General features: G+C 66.3%; 19 protein-coding genes. 11 read left to right on the top strand and 8 right to left on the bottom strand.

The features are described 5' to 3' along the window. The first annotated feature begins 74 nt into the window (after window positions 1-74). From C7I84_RS21220 to holA, 6 genes are all read left to right on the top strand, one after another. Window positions 75-1,688 carry an ABC transporter substrate-binding protein gene (locus C7I84_RS21220; RefSeq protein ID WP_106774223.1) on the top strand — a complete coding sequence of 538 codons (1,614 nt, stop codon included), beginning with the start codon at window positions 75-77 and terminating at the stop codon, window positions 1,686-1,688. A gap of 61 nt (window positions 1,689-1,749) precedes the next feature. Then, entirely contained in the window at window positions 1,750-2,733 is a 984-nt protein-coding gene (locus C7I84_RS21215) for an ABC transporter permease (RefSeq protein WP_106774222.1), read from the top strand. Next, entirely contained in the window at window positions 2,730-3,557 is an 828-nt protein-coding gene (locus C7I84_RS21210) for an ABC transporter permease (RefSeq protein WP_106774221.1), read from the top strand. Before C7I84_RS21215 ends, C7I84_RS21210 begins: the two co-directional genes overlap by 4 nt. Then, window positions 3,554-4,339, top strand: coding sequence for an ATP-binding cassette domain-containing protein (locus tag C7I84_RS21205; RefSeq protein WP_106774220.1), 786 nt, complete (start codon window positions 3,554-3,556; stop codon window positions 4,337-4,339). Before C7I84_RS21210 ends, C7I84_RS21205 begins: the two co-directional genes overlap by 4 nt. Further along, window positions 4,336-5,124, top strand: coding sequence for an ATP-binding cassette domain-containing protein (locus tag C7I84_RS21200; RefSeq protein ID WP_106774219.1), 789 nt, complete (start codon window positions 4,336-4,338; stop codon window positions 5,122-5,124). The genes C7I84_RS21205 and C7I84_RS21200 overlap by 4 nt, the downstream gene beginning before the upstream one ends. A 48-nt stretch (window positions 5,125-5,172) precedes the next feature. Next, entirely contained in the window at window positions 5,173-6,225 is a 1,053-nt protein-coding gene (gene holA / locus C7I84_RS21195) for a DNA polymerase III subunit delta (RefSeq protein WP_106774218.1), read from the top strand. Between the two features lie 107 nt (window positions 6,226-6,332). Here holA and C7I84_RS21190 read toward each other — a convergent pair whose 3' ends face one another. The 7 genes from C7I84_RS21190 to hemJ all read right to left on the bottom strand — a co-directional run bounded on the left by C7I84_RS21190 (window position 6,333) and on the right by hemJ (window position 14,131). Continuing rightward, the gene (locus C7I84_RS21190; protein WP_106774217.1) at window positions 6,333-7,208 is read right to left on the bottom strand and encodes a ParB/RepB/Spo0J family partition protein; all 876 of its coding nucleotides are present in this window, start codon (window positions 7,206-7,208) and stop codon (window positions 6,333-6,335) included. 39 nt (window positions 7,209-7,247) lie between these two features. Then, window positions 7,248-8,045, bottom strand: a complete 798-nt coding sequence (locus C7I84_RS21185) for a ParA family protein (protein ID WP_106774216.1) — start codon at window positions 8,043-8,045, stop codon at window positions 7,248-7,250. Window positions 8,046-8,070: 25 nt separating this feature from the next. Continuing rightward, window positions 8,071-8,706 (bottom strand): 16S rRNA (guanine(527)-N(7))-methyltransferase RsmG, encoded by a 636-nt coding sequence (gene rsmG, locus C7I84_RS21180; protein ID WP_106774215.1) that lies wholly within the window; start codon window positions 8,704-8,706, stop codon window positions 8,071-8,073. Beyond that, window positions 8,703-10,583 (bottom strand): tRNA uridine-5-carboxymethylaminomethyl(34) synthesis enzyme MnmG, encoded by a 1,881-nt coding sequence (gene mnmG / locus C7I84_RS21175; RefSeq protein ID WP_106774214.1) that lies wholly within the window; start codon window positions 10,581-10,583, stop codon window positions 8,703-8,705. The genes rsmG and mnmG overlap by 4 nt, the downstream gene beginning before the upstream one ends. An 88-nt stretch (window positions 10,584-10,671) precedes the next feature. Further along, a complete protein-coding gene (mnmE, locus tag C7I84_RS21170) occupies window positions 10,672-12,015 on the bottom strand; it encodes a tRNA uridine-5-carboxymethylaminomethyl(34) synthesis GTPase MnmE (protein ID WP_106774213.1) in 1,344 nt (447 codons plus the stop codon). Between the two features lie 202 nt (window positions 12,016-12,217). Continuing rightward, window positions 12,218-13,483: a transcription termination factor Rho gene (rho, locus tag C7I84_RS21165; protein WP_106774212.1), complete on the bottom strand. Its 1,266-nt coding sequence runs from the start codon at window positions 13,481-13,483 to the stop codon at window positions 12,218-12,220. Window positions 13,484-13,648: 165 nt separating this feature from the next. After that, window positions 13,649-14,131, bottom strand: a complete 483-nt coding sequence (gene hemJ / locus C7I84_RS21160; protein WP_106774211.1) for a protoporphyrinogen oxidase HemJ — start codon at window positions 14,129-14,131, stop codon at window positions 13,649-13,651. A gap of 507 nt (window positions 14,132-14,638) precedes the next feature. On the opposite strand from hemJ, the gene C7I84_RS21155 reads away from it, so the two are divergent. The 5 genes from C7I84_RS21155 to dnaQ all read left to right on the top strand — a co-directional run bounded on the left by C7I84_RS21155 (window position 14,639) and on the right by dnaQ (window position 18,422). Further along, on the top strand, window positions 14,639-15,460 hold the full coding sequence (locus C7I84_RS21155) for a pyruvate, water dikinase regulatory protein (RefSeq protein ID WP_106774210.1): 822 nt from the start codon (window positions 14,639-14,641) through the stop codon (window positions 15,458-15,460). 136 nt (window positions 15,461-15,596) lie between these two features. Then, the gene (locus C7I84_RS21150; RefSeq protein ID WP_106774209.1) at window positions 15,597-16,190 is read left to right on the top strand and encodes a Maf-like protein; all 594 of its coding nucleotides are present in this window, start codon (window positions 15,597-15,599) and stop codon (window positions 16,188-16,190) included. Then, a complete protein-coding gene (locus C7I84_RS21145; RefSeq protein ID WP_106774208.1) occupies window positions 16,183-17,028 on the top strand; it encodes a shikimate dehydrogenase in 846 nt (281 codons plus the stop codon). The genes C7I84_RS21150 and C7I84_RS21145 overlap by 8 nt, the downstream gene beginning before the upstream one ends. Continuing rightward, entirely contained in the window at window positions 17,025-17,618 is a 594-nt protein-coding gene (gene coaE / locus C7I84_RS21140) for a dephospho-CoA kinase (protein WP_106774207.1), read from the top strand. Before C7I84_RS21145 ends, coaE begins: the two co-directional genes overlap by 4 nt. Before the next feature lie 78 nt (window positions 17,619-17,696). Further along, on the top strand, window positions 17,697-18,422 hold the full coding sequence (gene dnaQ, locus C7I84_RS21135; protein WP_106774206.1) for a DNA polymerase III subunit epsilon: 726 nt from the start codon (window positions 17,697-17,699) through the stop codon (window positions 18,420-18,422). Here dnaQ and secB read toward each other — a convergent pair. Further along, a complete protein-coding gene (secB, locus tag C7I84_RS21130; RefSeq protein WP_106774205.1) occupies window positions 18,415-18,918 on the bottom strand; it encodes a protein-export chaperone SecB in 504 nt (167 codons plus the stop codon). The two genes, dnaQ and secB, sit on opposite strands and share 8 nt — an antisense overlap. Between the last annotated feature and the right edge of the window lie 109 nt (window positions 18,919-19,027).

The raw sequence follows: 19,027 nt of genomic DNA, 5'->3' as shown, positions 1-19,027 counted from the left end.
TTCTCGCCCCTTGTGGGCGGCCGGGCTATTCTGGCTAATTGACGCAGACGAACCGCCCAGCAAGGACCGCCACGATGCCCCTTCTCCCGCTCTCGAGACGTTCGCTGCTGTCCGGCTCGGCCGCGCTGCTCGCCTCCACCGCCTTGCCGGCCCATCTGCGGGCGCAGGAGACGCCGAAGAAGGGTGGGCGCCTGATCGTCGCCGCCGATTCGGAGCCGCGCAACCTCAATCCGGCGATGGTCGCCTCCAACGGCGTGTTCTTCGTGGCGAGCAAGGTGGTGGAGCCGCTCGCCGAAGCCTCCTTTGACGGCGCCGACGGTCTGGTCCCGCGGCTGGCGACGAGCTGGGAAGGTTCCGACGACGGATTGTCCGTCACCTTCCGGCTGCGCGAGGGCGTCACCTGGCACGACGGAAAACCCTTCACCTCGGCCGATGTCGCCTTCTCGGCGCTCAACGTATGGAAGCCGCTGCAGAATCTCGGCCGCGTCGTCTTCAAGGACCTGGAGTCGGTGGACACGCCGGACGAGCATACCGCCGTCTTCCGCTTCTCCAAGCCGACGCCGTTCCAGCTCATCCGCAACGCTCTGCCGCCGCTGACCAGCGTGCTGCCGAAGCATGTCTACGAGCAGGGCGAGATCGCCGACAACCCGGCCAACACCGCGCCGATCGGCACCGGCCCGTTCCGCTTCGCCGAGCACAAGCCTGGCGAATATTACCGGCTGGAGCGGAATGCGTCCTATTGGGACAAGGACCTGCCGCTTCTCGACGAGATCGTCTACCGCGTCCTGCCCGATCGCGCCGCCGCCGCCGGCGCGCTCGAGGCGGAGGAGATCCATCTTGCCGCCTTCTCGGCCGTGCCGCTCGCCGACCTCGCTCGCATCGCCGAGGTCCCCGGCCTCAAGGTGGTGTCGCGCGGCTATGAGGATCTCACCTATCAGCTCGTCGTCGAGATCAACCACCGCCGCAAGGAACTCGCCGACCGCAAGGTCCGCCAGGCCATCGCCCATGCGATCGACAGGAAGTTCGTCGTCGACACCATCTTCCTCGGCTACGCCACCGCCTCGACCGGCCCGGTGCCGCTCAACAGCAAGACCTTCTATACCGACGAGGTGCCGCTCTACGCCTTCGATCCCGCCAGGGCCGATGCGCTGCTCGAAGAGGCCGGCTATCCGCGCGGCGGCGACGGCAAGCGCTTCTCGCTGAAGCTGCTGCCGGCCCCCTATTTCAACGAGACGCGGCAGTTCGGCGACTATCTGCGCCAGGCGCTCGCCGTGGTCGGCATCGATGCCGAGATCGTCAACAACGACGCCGCAGCGCATCAGAAGGCCGTCTACACCGACCATGCCTTCGATCTTGCGGTGGCCCCGCCGGTCTTCCGCGTCGATCCGGCGATCTCCACCACAATCCTCGTGCAGAGCGGCTTGCCGGACGGCGTGCCCTTCTCCAACCAGGGCGGCTACAGGAACGAGGCCATCGACGCCCTCATCGCCAAAGCGTCGGAGACGATCGATCCGGAGGCCCGCATCGCCCTTTATCGCGAATTCCAGAAGCTCGTCGCCGAGGACCTGCCGCTGATCAACGTCGCCGAATGGGGTTTCGTCAGCGTCGCGCACGAATCGGTCGGCAACATCGCCAACAATCCGCGCTGGGTGGTCTCCAACTGGGCGGACACCTGGCTCGGTGCGTAATCTGTGACAAATGCTTGCATACCGGCGTCGCGGATGCTGAATTCCTGAGGTGAGCGCCCTCATGAACCGCGTCCGCGCCGTCATCCTGCGCCGCCTTGTGGGCGCCGTCGCGGTCCTGGCGATCGTCATTGTCGGCGGCTTCTTCCTGCTCGAGGCAGCACCGGGGGATGCGGTGGACGCCTATGTCGTGTCGACCGGCGGCGATGCCGGCATGATCGAGGAGCTCAGAAAGGCCTGGGGTCTCGACCGCTCGCCGCTCGCCCGCTTCGGCCTCTATGTCTGGTCGCTCGCGCAGCTCGATCTCGGCCGTTCCGTCACCTTTTCGCGGCCGGTGCTCAACGTGGTGCTGGAGCGGCTGCCCAACACGCTGCTGCTGATGGGCAGCGCCACGGCGCTATCGTTTTCACTCGGCTCGCTGCTCGGAATCCTTGCCGGCTCACGCCCGGGCAGTTTTCGGGATCGCCTGCTGTCGATCGGCTCGCTCGCCCTCTATGCCGTGCCCGGTTTCTGGCTCGGCCTCGTGCTGACGGTGTTGTTTTCCGTGCAACTGCGCTGGTTCCCGGTGAGCGGCATCGAGACCATCGCGTCGGGCAAGCAGGGGCTGGACCGCGCCCTCGACATCGGTCGGCATCTGGTCCTTCCCGTCGCCAGCCTCGGCCTCATCTACCTGGCGCTCTACCTGCGGGTCATGCGCGCCGGCATGGCGGAGGCCTGGCGCATGGATTTCGTGCTCGCCGCCCGCGCCCGCGGCCTGCCGCGCCGCCGCATCGTCATCGGCCATGTGGCGCGCAACGCGCTGCTGCCGCTGGTCACCATGCTCGGCCTGCAATCTGCGGCGATGCTCGGCGGCAGCGTCGTCATCGAAAGCCTGTTTTCGGTTCCCGGGCTCGGCCGGCTGGCGCAGGAGGCGGTGGCCGGCCGCGACACGCCGCTGCTGCTCGGCATCATCCTGGTCAGCGCCGTGCTGGTGGTTCTCATCAACCTGGCGGTCGACATCCTCTATGCCGTGCTCGACCCGCGCGTCGGCGCCGGCGAGGCGGCATGACCTTGCGACGCTTCCTGCACTCGCCCGAGGCGCTTGCCGGCGCGGCGATCGTGTCCGCGCTCGCGGTGATGGCGCTTGTCGCCCCGCTCCTGTTCCCGGCCGATCCGCTGTCGATCGCCGGGCGGCCGCTGACCCCGCCGTTCCAGGACTGGTCGCTGCCGCTCGGCACGGACAGGCTCGGCCGCGACGTGCTCGCCGGCCTCTTCCACGGCGCCCGCACCTCGCTCGCCGTCGGGCTGGCCGCCGCCTCCGCCGCAATCGTTGCCGGCTCGCTTGTCGGGACTGCGGCCGGCTTCGCCAGCGGCCTGACCGATGATGTGCTCATGCGCATCACCGACGCCTTCCAGACCGTTCCCGGCTTCCTGCTGGCGCTGGCCTTCGTCAGCGTCGCCGGCCCGTCGCTGGCCACCGTGGTGGGCGCCATCGCCCTCGGAGCCTGGACCGGACCGGCCCGCATCGCCCGCGCCGAGATCCTGTCCATCCGCGAGCGCGATTTCGTCGCCGGCGCCCGCATCGTCGGCATGCATCCGGTCGAGATCGCCCTGCGCGAGGTGCTGCCCAATGCCCTGCCGCCGGTGCTGGCGCTGAGCTCGGTCATCGTCGCCGGCGCCATCCTGATCGAGGCCTCGCTGTCCTTCCTCGGCCTGGGCGACCCCAACCGCGTGACCTGGGGCGGCATGATTGCCGAGGGCCGCGCCGTGCTGCGCTCGGCACCCTTCCTCTCCATCATCCCCGGCATCGCGCTGGTGCTGTCGGTGCTCGGCGTCTATCTCGTCAGCGAAGGCGTGGTCGAGGCTTCGGCGACGCGCAGGAGCCTGTCGTGACGCCGCTGCTGGAAATCGCCGGGCTGCGCGTGCGTTATGCATCCGCGGCAGGCGAGGCGCTGGCCGGCATCGACCTGACGATCGGTGCCGGCGAGCGCGTCGCCGTCATCGGCGAGAGCGGCTCGGGCAAGAGCTCTTTGGCGCTGGCGATCGCCGGCCTGCTGCCGCGCGACGCGCGGGTCGGCGGCTCACTGTCCTGGCCCGGCCTGTCGCAGCCGCCACGCAACGGCAAGGATGTCGGCTTCGTCTTCCAGGACCCGGCGGGAACCCTCGACTCGGTCGTGCCGGTGGGTCGTCAGGTCGCCGAGGTCGTCGAAGTCCATCTCGGCCTCGACCGCCGCTCCGCCATGAGCCGTGCCGCAGGATTGTTCGGCCGGGTCCGCCTGCCCGATCCGGACAACCTGCTGCATGCCTATCCGCACCAGCTCTCCGGCGGCCAGAAGCAGCGCGTCGGCATCGCCGCCGCCATCGCGGCCGAGCCGGCCCTGCTGATCGCCGACGAGCCGACCAGCGCGCTCGACACCATCGTCCAGGCCGGGATCGTCAGGCTGATCGACACGCTGGTGCGCGACACCGGCATGGCGCTGCTGATCGTCACGCACGACATCGCCCTCGCCGCGTCGATCGCCGACCGCATCGTCGTGCTGAAGGATGGGGCGGTCGTCGAAACCGGCACCGCCACCGGGATCATCCTGGAACCGCAGGCCGATTACACACGCGCGCTGCTTGCCTCCTGCCTGCCGCTCGACGATCCGGCATCTCCCGGCGAGGGTCGGGCATGACCGAACTCCTGCTGGCTGCCACCGGGCTGCGAAAGACCTTCAGGCGGGGCGAGAACCGCCTGGCCGCACTGGACGGCGTCGATTTCTCGCTGGCGCGCGGCGAGACGCTGGCGCTGGTCGGCCCGTCCGGCAGCGGCAAGTCGACGCTCGCCCGCGTGGTCATGCGGCTCGTCGAGCCGGACGCAGGCAGCCTGTTCTTCGACAGAATAGACCTGCTTGCGCTACGCGGCGCCCCGTTGCGCCGCCTGCGGCCCAGAGTTCAGATGGTGTTCCAGGATCCGCTCGCCGCCTTCAACCCGCGCGCCACGGTCGAGCGCGTGCTCGACGACCCCCTGCGTATCCACGGCCTCGTTCCTCGATCCGGACGCCCGGCTGCGATCGACGCCCTGTTGGAGGAAGTCGGCCTCTCCCGCGCCTTGCGAGAGCGGCGTATCCACGAGATCTCGGGCGGGCAGCGGCAGCGCGTGGCGATTGCCCGCGCCATTGCCACGCGGCCGGAGCTGATCGTGCTCGACGAGGCGGTTTCGGCTCTCGACGTCTCCGTGCGCGCCGACATCCTGGACCTGCTCGCCGGTCTGCGTCAGGACCGGCAGATCGCCTATCTGTTCATCACCCATGACGTCGCCGTCGCCCGCAGCTTCGCCCACCGCATCGCCGTGATGGACGGCGGACGCATCGTCGAGACCGGCGACGCCCGTCGCGTGATCGCCGCGCCGCAATCGGCCATGGGTCAGGCACTGGTCGCGGCGGCGATACGGCTGCCGGCCGCGTCCCCGCGGCCATGATGCTCGACGCCGTTTCGCCCCATTCGTAACCATGCTAACCCCAGGCGCATGGCACAGCTGAAAGCCCATGAAGTCGATGCGTGGCTCGCCCGGCCGCGCCAGGAGACGCCCGTCGTCCTCATCTACGGCCCCGACCGCGGCCTGGTCAGCGAGCGGGCGCGCCGTTTCGCTCAAAACACGGGGATTGCACTGGACGACCCCTTCTCGGTCGTTCGTCTCGACGCCGCCGAGCTCGACAAGGATCCCGGCCGGCTTCTCGACGAGGCCAACACGATCCCGATGTTTGCCGGACGCCGGCTGTTGTGGGTGCGCAATGCGCAGGGCCAGAAGACTTTTGCCGAAGACGTGAAGGCGTTGTGTGCGTCCCCGCTCGCCGACGCCGTCCTGCTGATCGAGGCAGGCGACCTCAAGAAAGGGACCGGCCTGCGGGCGGCGGTGGAGTCGGCGGCTGCCGGCATAGCACTGCCTTGCTATGCCGACGACGCCCGCTCGGTCGACGCGGTCATCGACGACGAGCTGCGCAAGGCCGGCCTGTCGATCGATCCGGAGGCTCGCGCGCTGCTGCGCCGCAATCTCGGCGGCGATCGCATGGCCAGCCGCGGCGAGGTCGCCAAGCTGGCGCTTTATGCACTCGGCACCGGCAGCATATCGGTGGAGGACGTCCGCGCGCTGACCGGCGATGTCTCGTCAATTTCCGTGGACGAGGCCGTGGACGCCGTTCTGGAGGGCAATCTCCAGGCCTTCGATGCGGCCTTCGCGCGCCAGGCACTCGGCTCCAGCCAGGCCTATGCGGTTCTTTCGTCGATGCAGCGGCAGCTCCAGGCGCTTCAACTCATGCGCGTGGCGATGGAGAGGAACGGGACGAATGCCGCCTCCGCCGTCGCTGCCGCAAAACCACCCGTCTTTTTCAGCCGTCGGCGGCTGGTCGAACAGGCGCTGGGGCGATGGACCAGCCGCGGGCTGGCCCGCATCCTGTCCAGACTGCACGATACGGTGCTGCAGACCAGGCGGCGGCCCGACCTTGCCGTCGCCCTGGCGCACGGCACCCTGCTGCAGATCGCGGTGGAGTCCCGGCAGAACGCCAAGGGCGCTTTACGCTAGAGCATGATCCCGAAAAGTCGCGGACTTTTAGGATGAAGATCATGCGCTAAAACAAAGAGATAGAGCGGAATACCCGTCTAGGATAAGCCGGCAAACTATCTCGGCAATTATGTCTTTAGCCGGCGGCACAAATCGTCGAGCTGTTCCAGGCTGCGGTAGGCGATGCGCATCTCGCCGCCCTGTTGCTTGTGGTTGATCGCGACCTTCAGCCCGGTCACGTTGGTCAGCAGCTTCTCCAGCGCGACCGTATCGGCATCCTTCTCGCGCTGCGTCTTGGCCGGCGCCTCTTGCGGCGTCTCCGCCGGCTGCTGGGCCAGCGCCTCGGCCTGGCGCACCGACAGGCCCTCGTCTACGATGCGCTTGGCCAGGCCGGTCGGGTCCTGCGCCGTCACCAGCGTCCGTGCATGGCCGGCCGACAGGGCGCCATCGATCAGCATGCCGCGAACGTCGTCGGGCAGCTTGAGTAGCCGCAACGTATTCGCGACATGGCTGCGGCTCTTGCCGATCACCTGGCCGAGATCGGCCTGGGTATAGCTATGGTCGTCGATGAGCTGCTGATAGCCCATCGCCTCCTCGATCGGGTTGAGATCGGTGCGCTGGACGTTCTCGATGATCGCAAGCTCCAGCGCCGTGCGGTCGTTGACCTCGCGCACGATCACCGGGATGTCGATCAGCCCCGCCCGCTGGGCCGCCCGCCAGCGCCGCTCGCCGGCGATGATCTCGTAGCGCCCCGGCGTATTGCCGGACGGCCGCACCACCACCGGCTGGACGATGCCGTGTTCCTTGATGGATTGAGCCAGGTCGGTGAGGTCGGCGTCGCCGAATGCACGCCGGGGATTGCGCGGGTTGGGTTCGATGAACTCGATCGGCACCTTGCGCTCGCCCTGCACAATAGGCTGCTGCGGCTCCGCCGGCTTGTCGATTTCGCCGATCAACGCGGCAAGCCCGCGCCCAAGCCTGCGTCTGGAAGGATCATCGTTCATTGGCATGTCGCTCAGCCTACAATTCGGCCCGGATAAATCTCACGCAGCCCGCAGGCGGCGCTCCTGCCGGATCACTTCTGACGCCAGTTGCAGATACGCCTGGCTGCCCGTGCATTTGAGATCGTAGAGGATCGCCGGCTTGCCGTGCGACGGCGCTTCCGACACGCGCACGTTGCGGGGGATAATCGTGTTGTAGACCTTGTCGCCGAGATGAGCCCGCACGTCGTCGACGACCTGATTGGCCAGGTTGTTGCGGCCGTCATACATGGTCATGACGATCCCCTGGATGGTGAGATCGGGATTGACCGTCCGGTGGACCTCTTCGACCGTCTCGAGCAACTGGCTCAAGCCTTCCAGCGCAAAGAACTCGCATTGCAGCGGGACAAGCACGGAATCCGCCGCCGCCATGGAGTTCAACGTCAACAGGTTGAGGGAGGGCGGACAATCGATCAAGATATAGCTGTAGAGACCCACTCTCGCTGCCGAGGAGCGAACCGCATTGCGCAGCCGCAGCACGCGGTCGGGAGTGCCTGCGATCTCCATTTCCACGCCGAGCAGGTCGAGCGTGGAGGGAACGAGGAACAGGCCAGGAACGGCCGTCTCCATCGCCGCGTCTTCGAGCGACAGCGCCCCGGTGAGCACGTCGTAGGAGGACGAGACACGATCCCGGCGGTCGATGCCCAAGCCGGTGCTGGCATTGCCCTGCGGATCGAGATCGACGAGCAAGACCCGCTCCCCGATCGCGGCCAGGGCCGTCGCCAGGTTGATGGCGGTGGTGGTCTTGCCCACCCCGCCCTTCTGGTTGGCGATGGTGATGATCCGAGGCGATTGGGACATGGTTCCGCCGCGATGGCTGTTTCTGTCAGCGCGCCCGATCCAGCCGGCTTATCTCTAGGATAACGCTCTGCGATTCGACCGCGCTTGGGTGTTCTATCAGGTGATAGTGCCACAAGTGAGAACTTTCTTCGATCTCGCGGCGATATTCCCGACCTTTGTGAAAAAGCGCCGTTGCACCCTTTGTCAGCCATGGCTCCGAAAGAGCCAGCAGGTGGGATAGGGGTGCGAGGGCGCGCGACGTGACGACGTCGACCTGCCCGATTTTTTCGTGGACCTGTTCGATCCGCCGTCCATGGATGGCCGCCGGCAGGCCGAGCTCGCCGCTTGCCGTCTGAAGGAACCCGGCCTTCTTTCGGTTGCTCTCGACCAGGTCTATACGGAAGCCCGGCGTCTCGCGCCCCAGAATGGCCAAGACGAGGCCCGGAAAGCCGCCGCCGGACCCGAGATCGACCCATCTGCCGGACAGCGGCCGGAGCTTTGCCAATTGCGCGCTGTCAAGAATGTGGCGGGCCCACAGATCCTCCACCGTCGAAGCGGCAACCAGATTCGTTACCGCGTTCCAGCGCTGGAAAAGTGCGACAAACCGCTGCAGGCGGGAGAAAGTTTCACGTGAAACAGGCCCTGCGATCTTGACAAGCGCCTCGAATGCTTCGGCGCTCACGCCGCCCGGTCTCCAGCGGTCCGCTCTGCCTCGCGGACACGCGCGGCGATGATCGCCATCGCCGCCGGCGTCATGCCTTCCATCCGCGCCGCCGCGGCGATCGATGCCGGCCTGCGATGCGCCATCTTCTGCTTCAACTCGTTGGACAAGCCGGGAAGCGAAGCAAAATCAAGGCCTTCTGGAATCAGCCTTTCCTCGTCCCTTCTTATCTGCTCGATATCCCCGGTCTGCTTGTCGAGGTACACCGCATATCCTGCTTCGATCTCCAGGCTCTCCGCGGTCTTCGCGTCGAGAGCAGCCAACTCGGGCCATATGCCCGACAGCAGCGGGACATCGATTTCGGGATAGGACAGCAGCTCGAAGGCCGACCGTCGCTTGCCGTCCATATTGATGTTCAGACCGTGCCGCCGCGCTTCGTTGGGCGTCAGTGACAAGGATTGCGCAAGACCCATGGCCTGCTCCCGCCGGCGAGCCAGCGCCGCAAAGGCACTACGGCGCTCGACCGACGCCAGGCCCCATTTTTCCGCAAGCGGAGTCAGCCGCGTGTCGGCATTGTCGGCCCGAAGCGACAGGCGAAACTCCGCCCTGGACGTGAACATGCGGTAAGGTTCGGTCACGCCCCTTGTCGTAAGGTCGTCGACCATGACCCCGATATAGGCCTCGGAGCGGCCGATGACGACGCCGGCTTCGCCCGAAGCGCGCCGTGCCGCGTTGAGCCCGGCCAGCAGGCCCTGCGCCGCCGCCTCCTCGTAACCGGTGGTGCCGTTGATCTGCCCGGCCAGGAAAAGGCAGGCGATCTTGCCGGTCTCGAGCGTGGCGTGGAGCTCGCGCGGATCGACGTGGTCGTACTCGATCGCGTAGCCCGGCTGCAGCATCTTAGCGCGCTCCAGCCCCGGAATGGTCTTGAGCAGGGCGAGCTGCACGTCTTCTGGAAGAGAGGTCGAAATCCCGTTGGGATAGACCACCGGATCGTCCAGGCCTTCCGGCTCGAGAAATATCTGGTGGCCGTCTCGGTCGCCGAACTTGACGATCTTGTCCTCGATCGAAGGGCAGTAGCGCGGCCCGACACCCTCGATCGAGCCGGAATACATCGCCGACCGATGCAGATTGTCGCGGATGACGCGATGCGTAGCCTCCGTGGTGCGGGTGATGCCGCATTCGATCTGCGGATTGGCGATCGATTCGGTCATCAGCGAGAAAGGCACGGGCTCCTCGTCCGCGGCCTGCCGGCCGAGACCTGCCCAGTCGATCGTTGCGGTATCCAGGCGCGGCGGGGTTCCCGTCTTCAGGCGCTTTAGCGCGAAGCCGGCATGGCTCAGCGAAGCCGACAGGCTGGCGGCCGCCTTCTCGTTCATCCGGCCGGCGGGAATGCGCCGCTCGCCTATATGGATCAGGCCGCGCAGGAAAGTACCCGTGGTGAGCACCATGGCCCCGCAAGCGATATGCGTGCCGTCGGCCAGTATCAGGCCACGCGTCTGTCCATCCCCGACAACGATCTCGGCAACTTCGCCTTCCAGGACGGAAAGGTTCGGCTGCAATTGGATAAGGTGTTGGACCGCCTCGCGATACAATTTGCGATCGGCCTGGGTGCGCGGCCCGCGCACCGCCGGGCCTTTGCGCCGGTTGAGCAGGCGGAACTGGATGCCGCCCATGTCGGCCGCACGGCCCATGATGCCATCCAGCGCGTCGATCTCGCGCACGAGCTGGCCCTTGCCGATGCCGCCGATCGCCGGGTTACAGGACATGGTGCCGATCGCCGCGGCGCTCATCGTGACCAGAGCGGTCCGGGCACCGACCCGCGCAGCCGCCGCGGCAGCTTCGCTGCCGGCATGGCCGCCGCCGACCACCACCACGTCGAACATCACTGATTGTGCCATGTCGTTTGCAATAGGCGCCTTGCCGCGCCTGTCAAGTATTCGCGCTCGTGCACGGGCCGTGAAGCGCATGTTTCACGTGAATCACGAGCTACTTGCCGATGCAGAACTGGCCGAAGATCGCGTCCAGCAGATCCTCCACGTCGATTTCTCCGACGATCCGCCCCAGGGCATTGCTCGCCAGCCGAAGCTCCTCCGAGCGGAGTTCCAATGGTATCGCAGCCAGGCTGCGCCGAAGATGGGTCATGGCTTGCTCAAGCAGCCCTACATGGCGGATCCGCCATGGTATCAGTTCGCCACGCTGCGGCCCCGCCTTTGCCGCACGGTCCTCGATCGCCGCCAGCAACTCGGGCAAACCTTCGTCGCTTACGCAGGAGATCAGAAAGTCATACGGGTCCGTTGACTCCATCTGGCCGACCAGGTCGCGCTTGGTCCCCACCCGCAGGACTTCGCCGGGGAAGCGCTCGCTGACCGCCACGGGAGCGGACAGGTCTTCAAGCGCCAGCACGAGCGAGGCTCCTTGCGCCCGTGCCCGCGCCTTCTCGATGCCGAGGCGCTCCACCTTGCCGCCGGTTTCGCGCAGTCCGGCCGTATCCGTTAACCTTACTTTCGTGCCGTTCAGATCGAGCGCGATTTCGATCAGGTCGCGGGTCGTGCCTGGCTCGTCGGTGACGATTGCCACCTCGCGGCGAGCCAAGGCATTCAGCAGGCTGGATTTTCCGGCATTCGGGGCGCCGACGAGCACGACATCGAAACCGTCGCGAAGCATTTCGGCTTTCGCATAGCTGCCCGCATGCCCGCGGATTTCGGTCAGAAGCGTCTCCATGTCGGCCCAAACCTGATCCGAGACGGAGCCGGGCACGTCGCTTTCGTCGGCAAAGTCCAGCTCGGCTTCGACCAGCGCCCGCGCCCGGATCAACCGGCCACGCCATCCGCTGTAGAGCTTCGCATGCTGGCCGCTGCTGTTCTCGACAGCGAAGCGCCGCTGGCCTTCGGTCTCGGCGGCGATGATGTCGGCCGTCGCTTCGGCGTCCAGCAGGTCCATCTTACCGTTTTCGAAGGCGCGGCGCGTGAACTCTCCCGCCTGCGCCAGCCGGCAGCCCGGCCGCTGGACAATGGTCCGCAGCAACGTATCGACCGCCGCCCGGCCACCATGAATCTGGAACTCGCCGCAATCCTCGCCGGTAAAACTGTGAGGTCCGGGAAAGAACAACGTCAGGCCGCTGTCCAGCACCGACCCGTCAGGCAGCCTCAGGACACCGAACCGCGCCATTCGCGGTGGCGGCAGCAATCCGGCAAGATCCGTGATCGTCTCCCTGACCGCCGGTCCGCTCATGCGTACGACCGCGACCCCTGCCGGCAGACGCCCGCTCGACAGGGCAACGATCGTGTCACTTGTTTTGCCGGCAACAGGAGAGGAGCCTGTAATACGCATCTTCCAGCCGTTGGAATCCGGCGTCAGCCTAGCGTGGACCGCAGGCCTGTGGCCACTCGATTTCGCGGTGGCAGACCATCGCGGACCTCCGCGACAGTCGCGGCTCTATCCAACGGTTGCCACGTACGTTCCGGAGCCGAATCGAACCGCTTATCAGAAGACTTGTTTCGAGTGCGAATCGACAACCCTCGTCGATCTCGCGTCAGGTGTTCATCGAATCGAAGAAGTCCGAATTGGACTTGGTCTGCTTGAGCTTGTCGATCAGGAACTCGATCGCGTCGGTGGTGCCCATCGGCGCCAGGATGCGGCGCAGCACGAACACCTTCTGCAGGTCCTGCCGCGGCACCAGCAGGTCTTCCTTGCGGGTACCGGACTTGAGGATGTCCATGGCCGGGAAGATGCGCTTGTCCGCCACCTTGCGGTCGAGCACGATTTCCGAATTGCCGGTGCCCTTGAACTCCTCGAAGATCACCTCGTCCATGCGGCTGCCGGTATCGATCAGCGCGGTGGCGATGATGGTGAGCGACCCGCCTTCCTCGATGTTGCGCGCCGCGCCGAAGAAGCGTTTCGGCCGCTGCAGCGCGTTGGCGTCCACGCCGCCGGTCAGCACCTTGCCGGAGGACGGCACCACGGTGTTGTAGGCGCGGCCGAGGCGGGTGATCGAATCGAGCAGGATGACGACGTCGCGCCCGTGCTCGACCAGTCGCTTGGCCTTTTCGATGACCATCTCGGCCACCTGGACGTGCCGCACGGCCGGTTCGTCGAAGGTCGACGACACCACCTCGCCCTTCACCGAGCGCTGCATGTCGGTCACCTCTTCCGGGCGCTCGTCGATCAGCAGCACGATCAGGTAGCATTCCGGATGATTGCTGGTGATCGAATGCGCTATATTCTGGAGCAACACCGTCTTGCCGGTGCGCGGCTGCGCCACGATCAGCGCGCGCTGGCCCTTGCCGATCGGCGCCACCAGGTCGATGACGCGCGGCGAGATGTCCTTCGTGGTCGGGTTTTCCATCTCCATCTTCAACCGGGAGGTCGGATAGAGCGGCGTCAAATTGTCGAAGTGGATCTTGTGCCGGATCTTCTCCGGATCGTCGAAATTGATCGAGTTGACCTTGAGCAGCGCGAAATAGCGCTCGCCTTCCTTCGGGCTGCGGATCGGTCCCTCGACCGTATCGCCGGTCTTCAGCGAGAAGCGGCGGATCTGCGAAGGCGAGATGTAGATGTCGTCCGGGCCCGGCAGATAGTTGGCGTTGGCCGAGCGCAGGAAGCCGAAACCGTCCTGCAGCACCTCGACGACGCCGTCGCCGATGATCTCGACATCCTGCGCCGCCAGCTTCTTCAGGATCGCGAACATCAGCTCCTGCTTGCGCATGACGCTGGCATTCTCGACATCGAGCGATTCGGCGAAGGCGATCAGGTCGATCGGCTTCTTGTTCTTGAAGTCCTGAAGTTTCATTTCCTGCATAGGAGGCCTTGGCGAAGGTGAGAAAAGCTATCGACGAATGCGATGAGCGCGCCTGACGCAACCGACTGCGAATTCCAAGATGAGGGGCGGCGTGTGGCGGAGAGGAGGGCCCCGCTTTTACCGCCTCGCTAGAGAAAGAGCAAGGCGCCTTTTCGGTTCCAGCGATCAGAACGGTTTGACCACGACGAGGATGACGATCACGATCATCAGCACGGTCGGAACCTCGTTGACGATGCGCCAATGCCGCGCCGGCTTTTCGTTGCGGTCTTCGGCGAAGCGCCGCAGCGCACCGCCGAGATAGCCATGCACGGCCGACATCGCCACCACCAGCGCTATCTTGGCATGCAGCCAGCCGCCCATGAAACCGAACTGGCTCCAGGCCAGCCACAGTCCGAACACCCAGGTGGCGATCATCGCCGGATTGATGATCAGGCGGTAGAGCCGCCGCTCCATGACCTTGAAGGTCTCGGATTGCACCGAGCCCGGTTCGGCTCCGGCATGATAGACGAACAGCCGGGGCAGGTAGAGCATGCCGGCCATCCAGGAGATGACCGCGATCACATGGGCTGCCTTGATCCAGAGGCTGAGATCGACCGGATCGAGAAGGAAGAGCAGGCCCGCGGCGACTGCGAAAAGGACGAGGGCCATCGCCGCTCGCCTGGCGGCGACACGGCCGCTGCTGGTGTTGCTGTCCGTGCTGCTCACTGCACTGCTCCCACGCTGGTCGCCGAATGAAGCGTCCCGTCCGGCCGGAGACGGACTTCGCTGTCCCTGGCGCTCCTCTAAAACTTTAAACATTCATAAAGGAATTTCTGATTCTATGACTCTGTTGGAATCGGTGATTGGACGTTTTCCCGGCCGGGCATTGTGTCGCGGGCCGGCTTTCGGCTGTGGGTGCCTCCCACCGGGATGGGGAGAACTTCGGGGAAAACTTCTGAACCCGTTGTTTTTCAGAGAGTTCCAGGCAGTCGGATTCCTACTTTCGCGAAATGACGATTCGACCCGCCGGCTTTTCCCCATAATTGCCAGCACCGCGCCATCAGGCTCCGCGTCGCGGTGAATTGTGGACAAGCGGCGTTCTGATACAGTCCGCCCGACGGGCAGGGCGGATTCCGGCCCGTTGTCCACACCCCCCCACAGGACCGGGCGCGCTCTGTGAACAAGCCGCAGAACTTCTTCCACCTCCACCTGATTTCCGATGCCACCGGCGAGACGCTGCTCGCCGCCGGCCGTGCCGCGGCCGCGCAGTACAAGCATGCGCGGGCGATCGAACACATCTACCCGCTGATCCGCACTGAAAAGCAGCTCGACAAGGTGTTCGAGGACATCGACGAGGAGCCGGGCATCGTCCTCTACACCATCGTCGACCAGCATCTGGCGGGACTGATCGATTCGCGCTGCGCCGAGATGGGCCTGCCCTGCGTCTCGGTGCTGGAGCCGGTGCTCGGCGTCTTCCAGTCCTATCTCGGCACGCCGGCCGGCCGGCGCGTCGGCGCCCAGCATGTGCTCGACGCCGAATATTTCCGCCGCATCGACGCGCTCAACTTCACCATGGAGCATGACGACGGCCAGTCGCCCGGCGACGTCGACGAGGCCGACATCGTCCTGATCGGCATATCGCGCACGTCCAAGACGCCGACATCGATCTATCTCGCAAACCGCGGCATCAAGACCGCCAACATCCCGATCGTGCTCGGGGTGCCTATGCCCGAAAGCCTGGCGCTGGCGACCCGGCCGCTGATCGTCGGCCTGATCGCCAGCGCCGAACGCGTTTCGCATGTCCGGCAGAACCGTGTGCTCGGCATGACCACCGGCTTCGACTCCCAGGCCTATGTCGACCGCGCCACCATCGCCGAGGAGCTGGCCTACGCCCGCCAGATCTGCGCGCGCCACAATTGGCCGACGATCGACGTCAGCCGGCGCTCGATCGAGGAGACGGCGGCGGCGATCGTTGCCCTGCGCGGCAAGACGCGTTAGAGCATGATCCCGGGAAGCTGCAGACTTTTCCGACAAGATCATGCGGCAAAACAACGAGATAGAACGGGATGCCGGTTCGATCGGATCGCATTCCGCTCTAGGCGATTACCGACACCACTTGCGCGAGGGCGCGACGATGACGCTCATCCTGGCTTCTGCGAGCCCGTTCCGCAGGACGATGTTGGTCGATGCCGGCCTCGACATCCGGCCTGTCGCCGCCCGGATCGACGAGCGCACGGTCGAGGCGCCGCTCGCCGGTTCCGGTGCGACGCCGGAGGAGGTGGCCGAGGTGCTGGCCGAGGCCAAGGCGATCGAGGTGAGCGGGCGCAATCCCGGAGCCCTGGTGCTGGGCTGCGACCAGACGCTGTCGCTGGGCGACAGGCTGTTTCACAAGCCGAAGGACATGGAGGATGCGCGGCGCCATCTGCTGGCGCTCTCCGGCAAGACCCATCATCTCAACAGCGCGGCGGTCCTGGTGCGCGACGGCGAGACGCTGTGGCGCACTGTTTCGGTCGCGCGACTGACCATGCGGCCTCTCGACCCGGCCTTCATCGGCCGCCACCTCGCCCGCGTCGGCGACAAGGCGCTACGGAGCGTCGGCGCCTATCAGATCGAGGGCGAGGGGATCCAGCTGTTCGAGAGGATCGACGGCGACTATTTCACCATTGTCGGCCTGCCCCTGCTGCCGGTGCTGGCGGCGCTGCGCGACCTGGGGGCGATCGATGCCTGAGGCAAGACGCAGGGCCTTCGTCTGCGGGCACCCGATCGCCCATTCGCGGTCGCCGAAGATTCATACGCATTGGCTCGCCCGTTACCGGCTTTCCGGAAGCTACGAAGCCGTCGACGTTGCGCCGGGCGACTTCGAGGCCTTTGTTTCGTCGCTCGCAAGCGGCGCCTTCGTTGGCGGCAACGTCACCCTGCCGCACAAGGAGGCGGCATTCCGCACCGTCGACCGTCGCGACGACGCGGCCGAACGGATCGGCGCGGTCAACACGCTCTGGCTCGAGGACGGCCTGCTGCATGGATCGAACACCGACGCCTACGGCTTCGCGGCCAATCTCGACGAGCATGCGCCGGGGTGGGCGCATGCGGGGACCGCGGTGGTCCTCGGCGCCGGCGGAGCGGCCCGGGCCGTGCTCTACGCGCTCAAGGCACGGGGCTTCCGCGACATCCGTATCGTCAACCGGACGCTGGAGCGGGCTCGGCTGCTTGCCCGCGAGTTCGGCCCGGCCTTCTCCGCCCATCAGCTCGCCGCGACCGGCGAGCTGCTTGGCGATGCGGCGCTGCTGGTCAACACCACCTCCGTCGGCATGCATGGCGAGGCCGAGCTTCCGCTGGGCCTCGGGCATCTGCCGGACAACGCGCTGGTCACGGACATCGTCTATGTTCCGCTCGAGACGCCGCTGCTGGCCGCGGCGCGGCGTCGTGGCCTGAAAACCGTCGACGGCCTGGGCATGCTGCTCCACCAGGCGGCACCCGGCTTCGAGAGATGGTTCGGCGTCAAGCCGGAGGTGACGCCGGAGCTGCGCGCGCTGGTCGCCGCCGATATCGTCGCGAAGGCGGCATGATCGTCCTCGGCCTCACCGGATCGATCGGCATGGGCAAGTCGACGACCGCCCGCATGTTCGCCGACGCCGGCGTGCCCGTGCATGATTCCGACGAGACGGTGCACCGGCTCTATTCAGGCGCCGCCGCGCCGCTGGTCGAGGCTGCGTTTCCGGGTACGGTGCGCGATGGGGTGGTCGACCGGGCCGACCTCGCTGGACACGTGCTCGGCAGGCCCGAGGCGCTGGCCAGGCTGGAGGCGATCGTGCACCCGCTGGTACGAGCCGATGCCGATGCCTTCGTCGCCCGGCACCGCGCCGCCGGCGCGCCACTGGTGGTCCTCGACATTCCGCTGCTGTTCGAGACCGGCGGGCGCGGCCGCGTCGACAAGGTCGCCGTCGTGACGGCGGATCCGGAAATCCAGCGCAGGCGGGTGCTGGCACGGCCGGGCATGACGCAGGTGAAATTCGATGCCATCCTGGCGAAGCAGGTCCCCGACGCCGAGAAACGGCGCCGGGCCGACTACCTCATCGATACCGGGCTCGGCATGGAGAGTGCCCGTGAGGCCGTTGCCGCCATCATCGCCGATCTGGCGGGGGAAAACCGCAGCTGAGGCGGCGGACACCTTGCTCCGGCGGCCTCCCTGCCGGAAAATCGGTTTCATGAACGTCAGGCGGAAGAACTGATTCGGATGCGGGAAATCATCTTCGATACCGAAACGACCGGGCTCGACCCGCGCGATGACCGCGTGATCGAGATCGGCGGCGTCGAGCTGGACAACCGGTTCCCCACCGGCCGCACCTTCCACATGTACATCAATCCGCAGGGCCGGCCCGTCCACCCCGATGCGCTGGCCGTGCACGGCATCAGCGACACCGACCTCGTCGGCAAGCCCACCTTTGCCCAGATCGCCGGCGATTTCGTCGACTTCATCGACGGCGCCCGGCTGGTCGCCCACAATGCCGGCTTCGACATGGGCTTCATCAATGCCGAGTTCGCGCGTCTCGGCCTGCCGCCGGTGGCGCCGGAGCGGGTCGTCGACAGCCTGGCGCTGGCGCGCCGCAAGCATCCGATGGGTCCGAATTCGCTCGACGCGCTCTGCCGCCGCTACGGCATCGACAACAGCCGGCGGACCAAGCACGGTGCGCTGCTCGATTCCGAACTGCTGGCGGAAGTCTATATCGAGCTGATCGGCGGCAAGCAGGCGACGCTCATCCTCGACACCGCCGAGACGGCGCGCGTCGAGCAGTCGATCGAAGCCGTGGAGATCGCCATCAGGCTGCGGCCGCGGCCGCTGGCGCCGCGGCTGACGTCGGGAGAGACCGAAGCGCATGCGCGCCTGGTCGCACAATTGGGAGACAAGGCGCTGTGGCTGCAGGTGCCGGGCGCGGTGCGCCCGGCCGAGGCGCTCAGCTGACCTTGACCTTGGCGGCGGCCTGATCTTCCGCCAGCTTCTGCTGGAACATCTGGGCGAAATCGATCGGGTCGAGCATCAGCGGCGGGAAGCCGCCATTGCGGGTCGCCTCGGCGATGATCTGGCGCGCGAACGGGAACAGCAGCCGCGGGCATTCGATGAACAGCAGCGGCAGCATGTGCTCCTGCGGAAAGCCCTCGATACGGAAGACGCCGCCATAGACCAGCTCGACGTTGAACAGCACTTCCGCCTCGAAGGTCGCCTTGGCGTTCAGCGTCAGGTTGACGTCGAATTCCTTCTCGGAAAGCGGATTGGCGCTGACATTGACGTTGATGTTGATGCCGGGGGCCTTGTCGCGGCCGCGCAGCGAGTTCGGCGCGCCGGGGCTCTCGAAGGACAGATCCTTCACATACTGCGCAAGCACGTTGAGCGTCGGCTTGGCCTGCTGGGCGTTCCCGTTGGTCGCCGTTCCCGCCGGCGTGTTCTCGTTGCTGGCCATCGGCCGGAATCCTCTCGTTTCGGCCGCCTTGCGGCCCGATCAAAATCGCGGCCTCGCTAGCATGCTCGGCTGGGCAACACAAGTTATGCCGGGCAGGCGGACATGGTCG

Origin of the sequence: Kumtagia ephedrae (assembly GCF_003012745.1) — a bacterium.
Taxonomy (GTDB): Bacteria; Pseudomonadota; Alphaproteobacteria; order Rhizobiales; family Rhizobiaceae; genus Kumtagia; species Kumtagia ephedrae.
The sequence above is the reverse complement of the archived record's forward strand: the minus strand, read 5'-3'. Positions and strand labels throughout refer to the sequence as shown.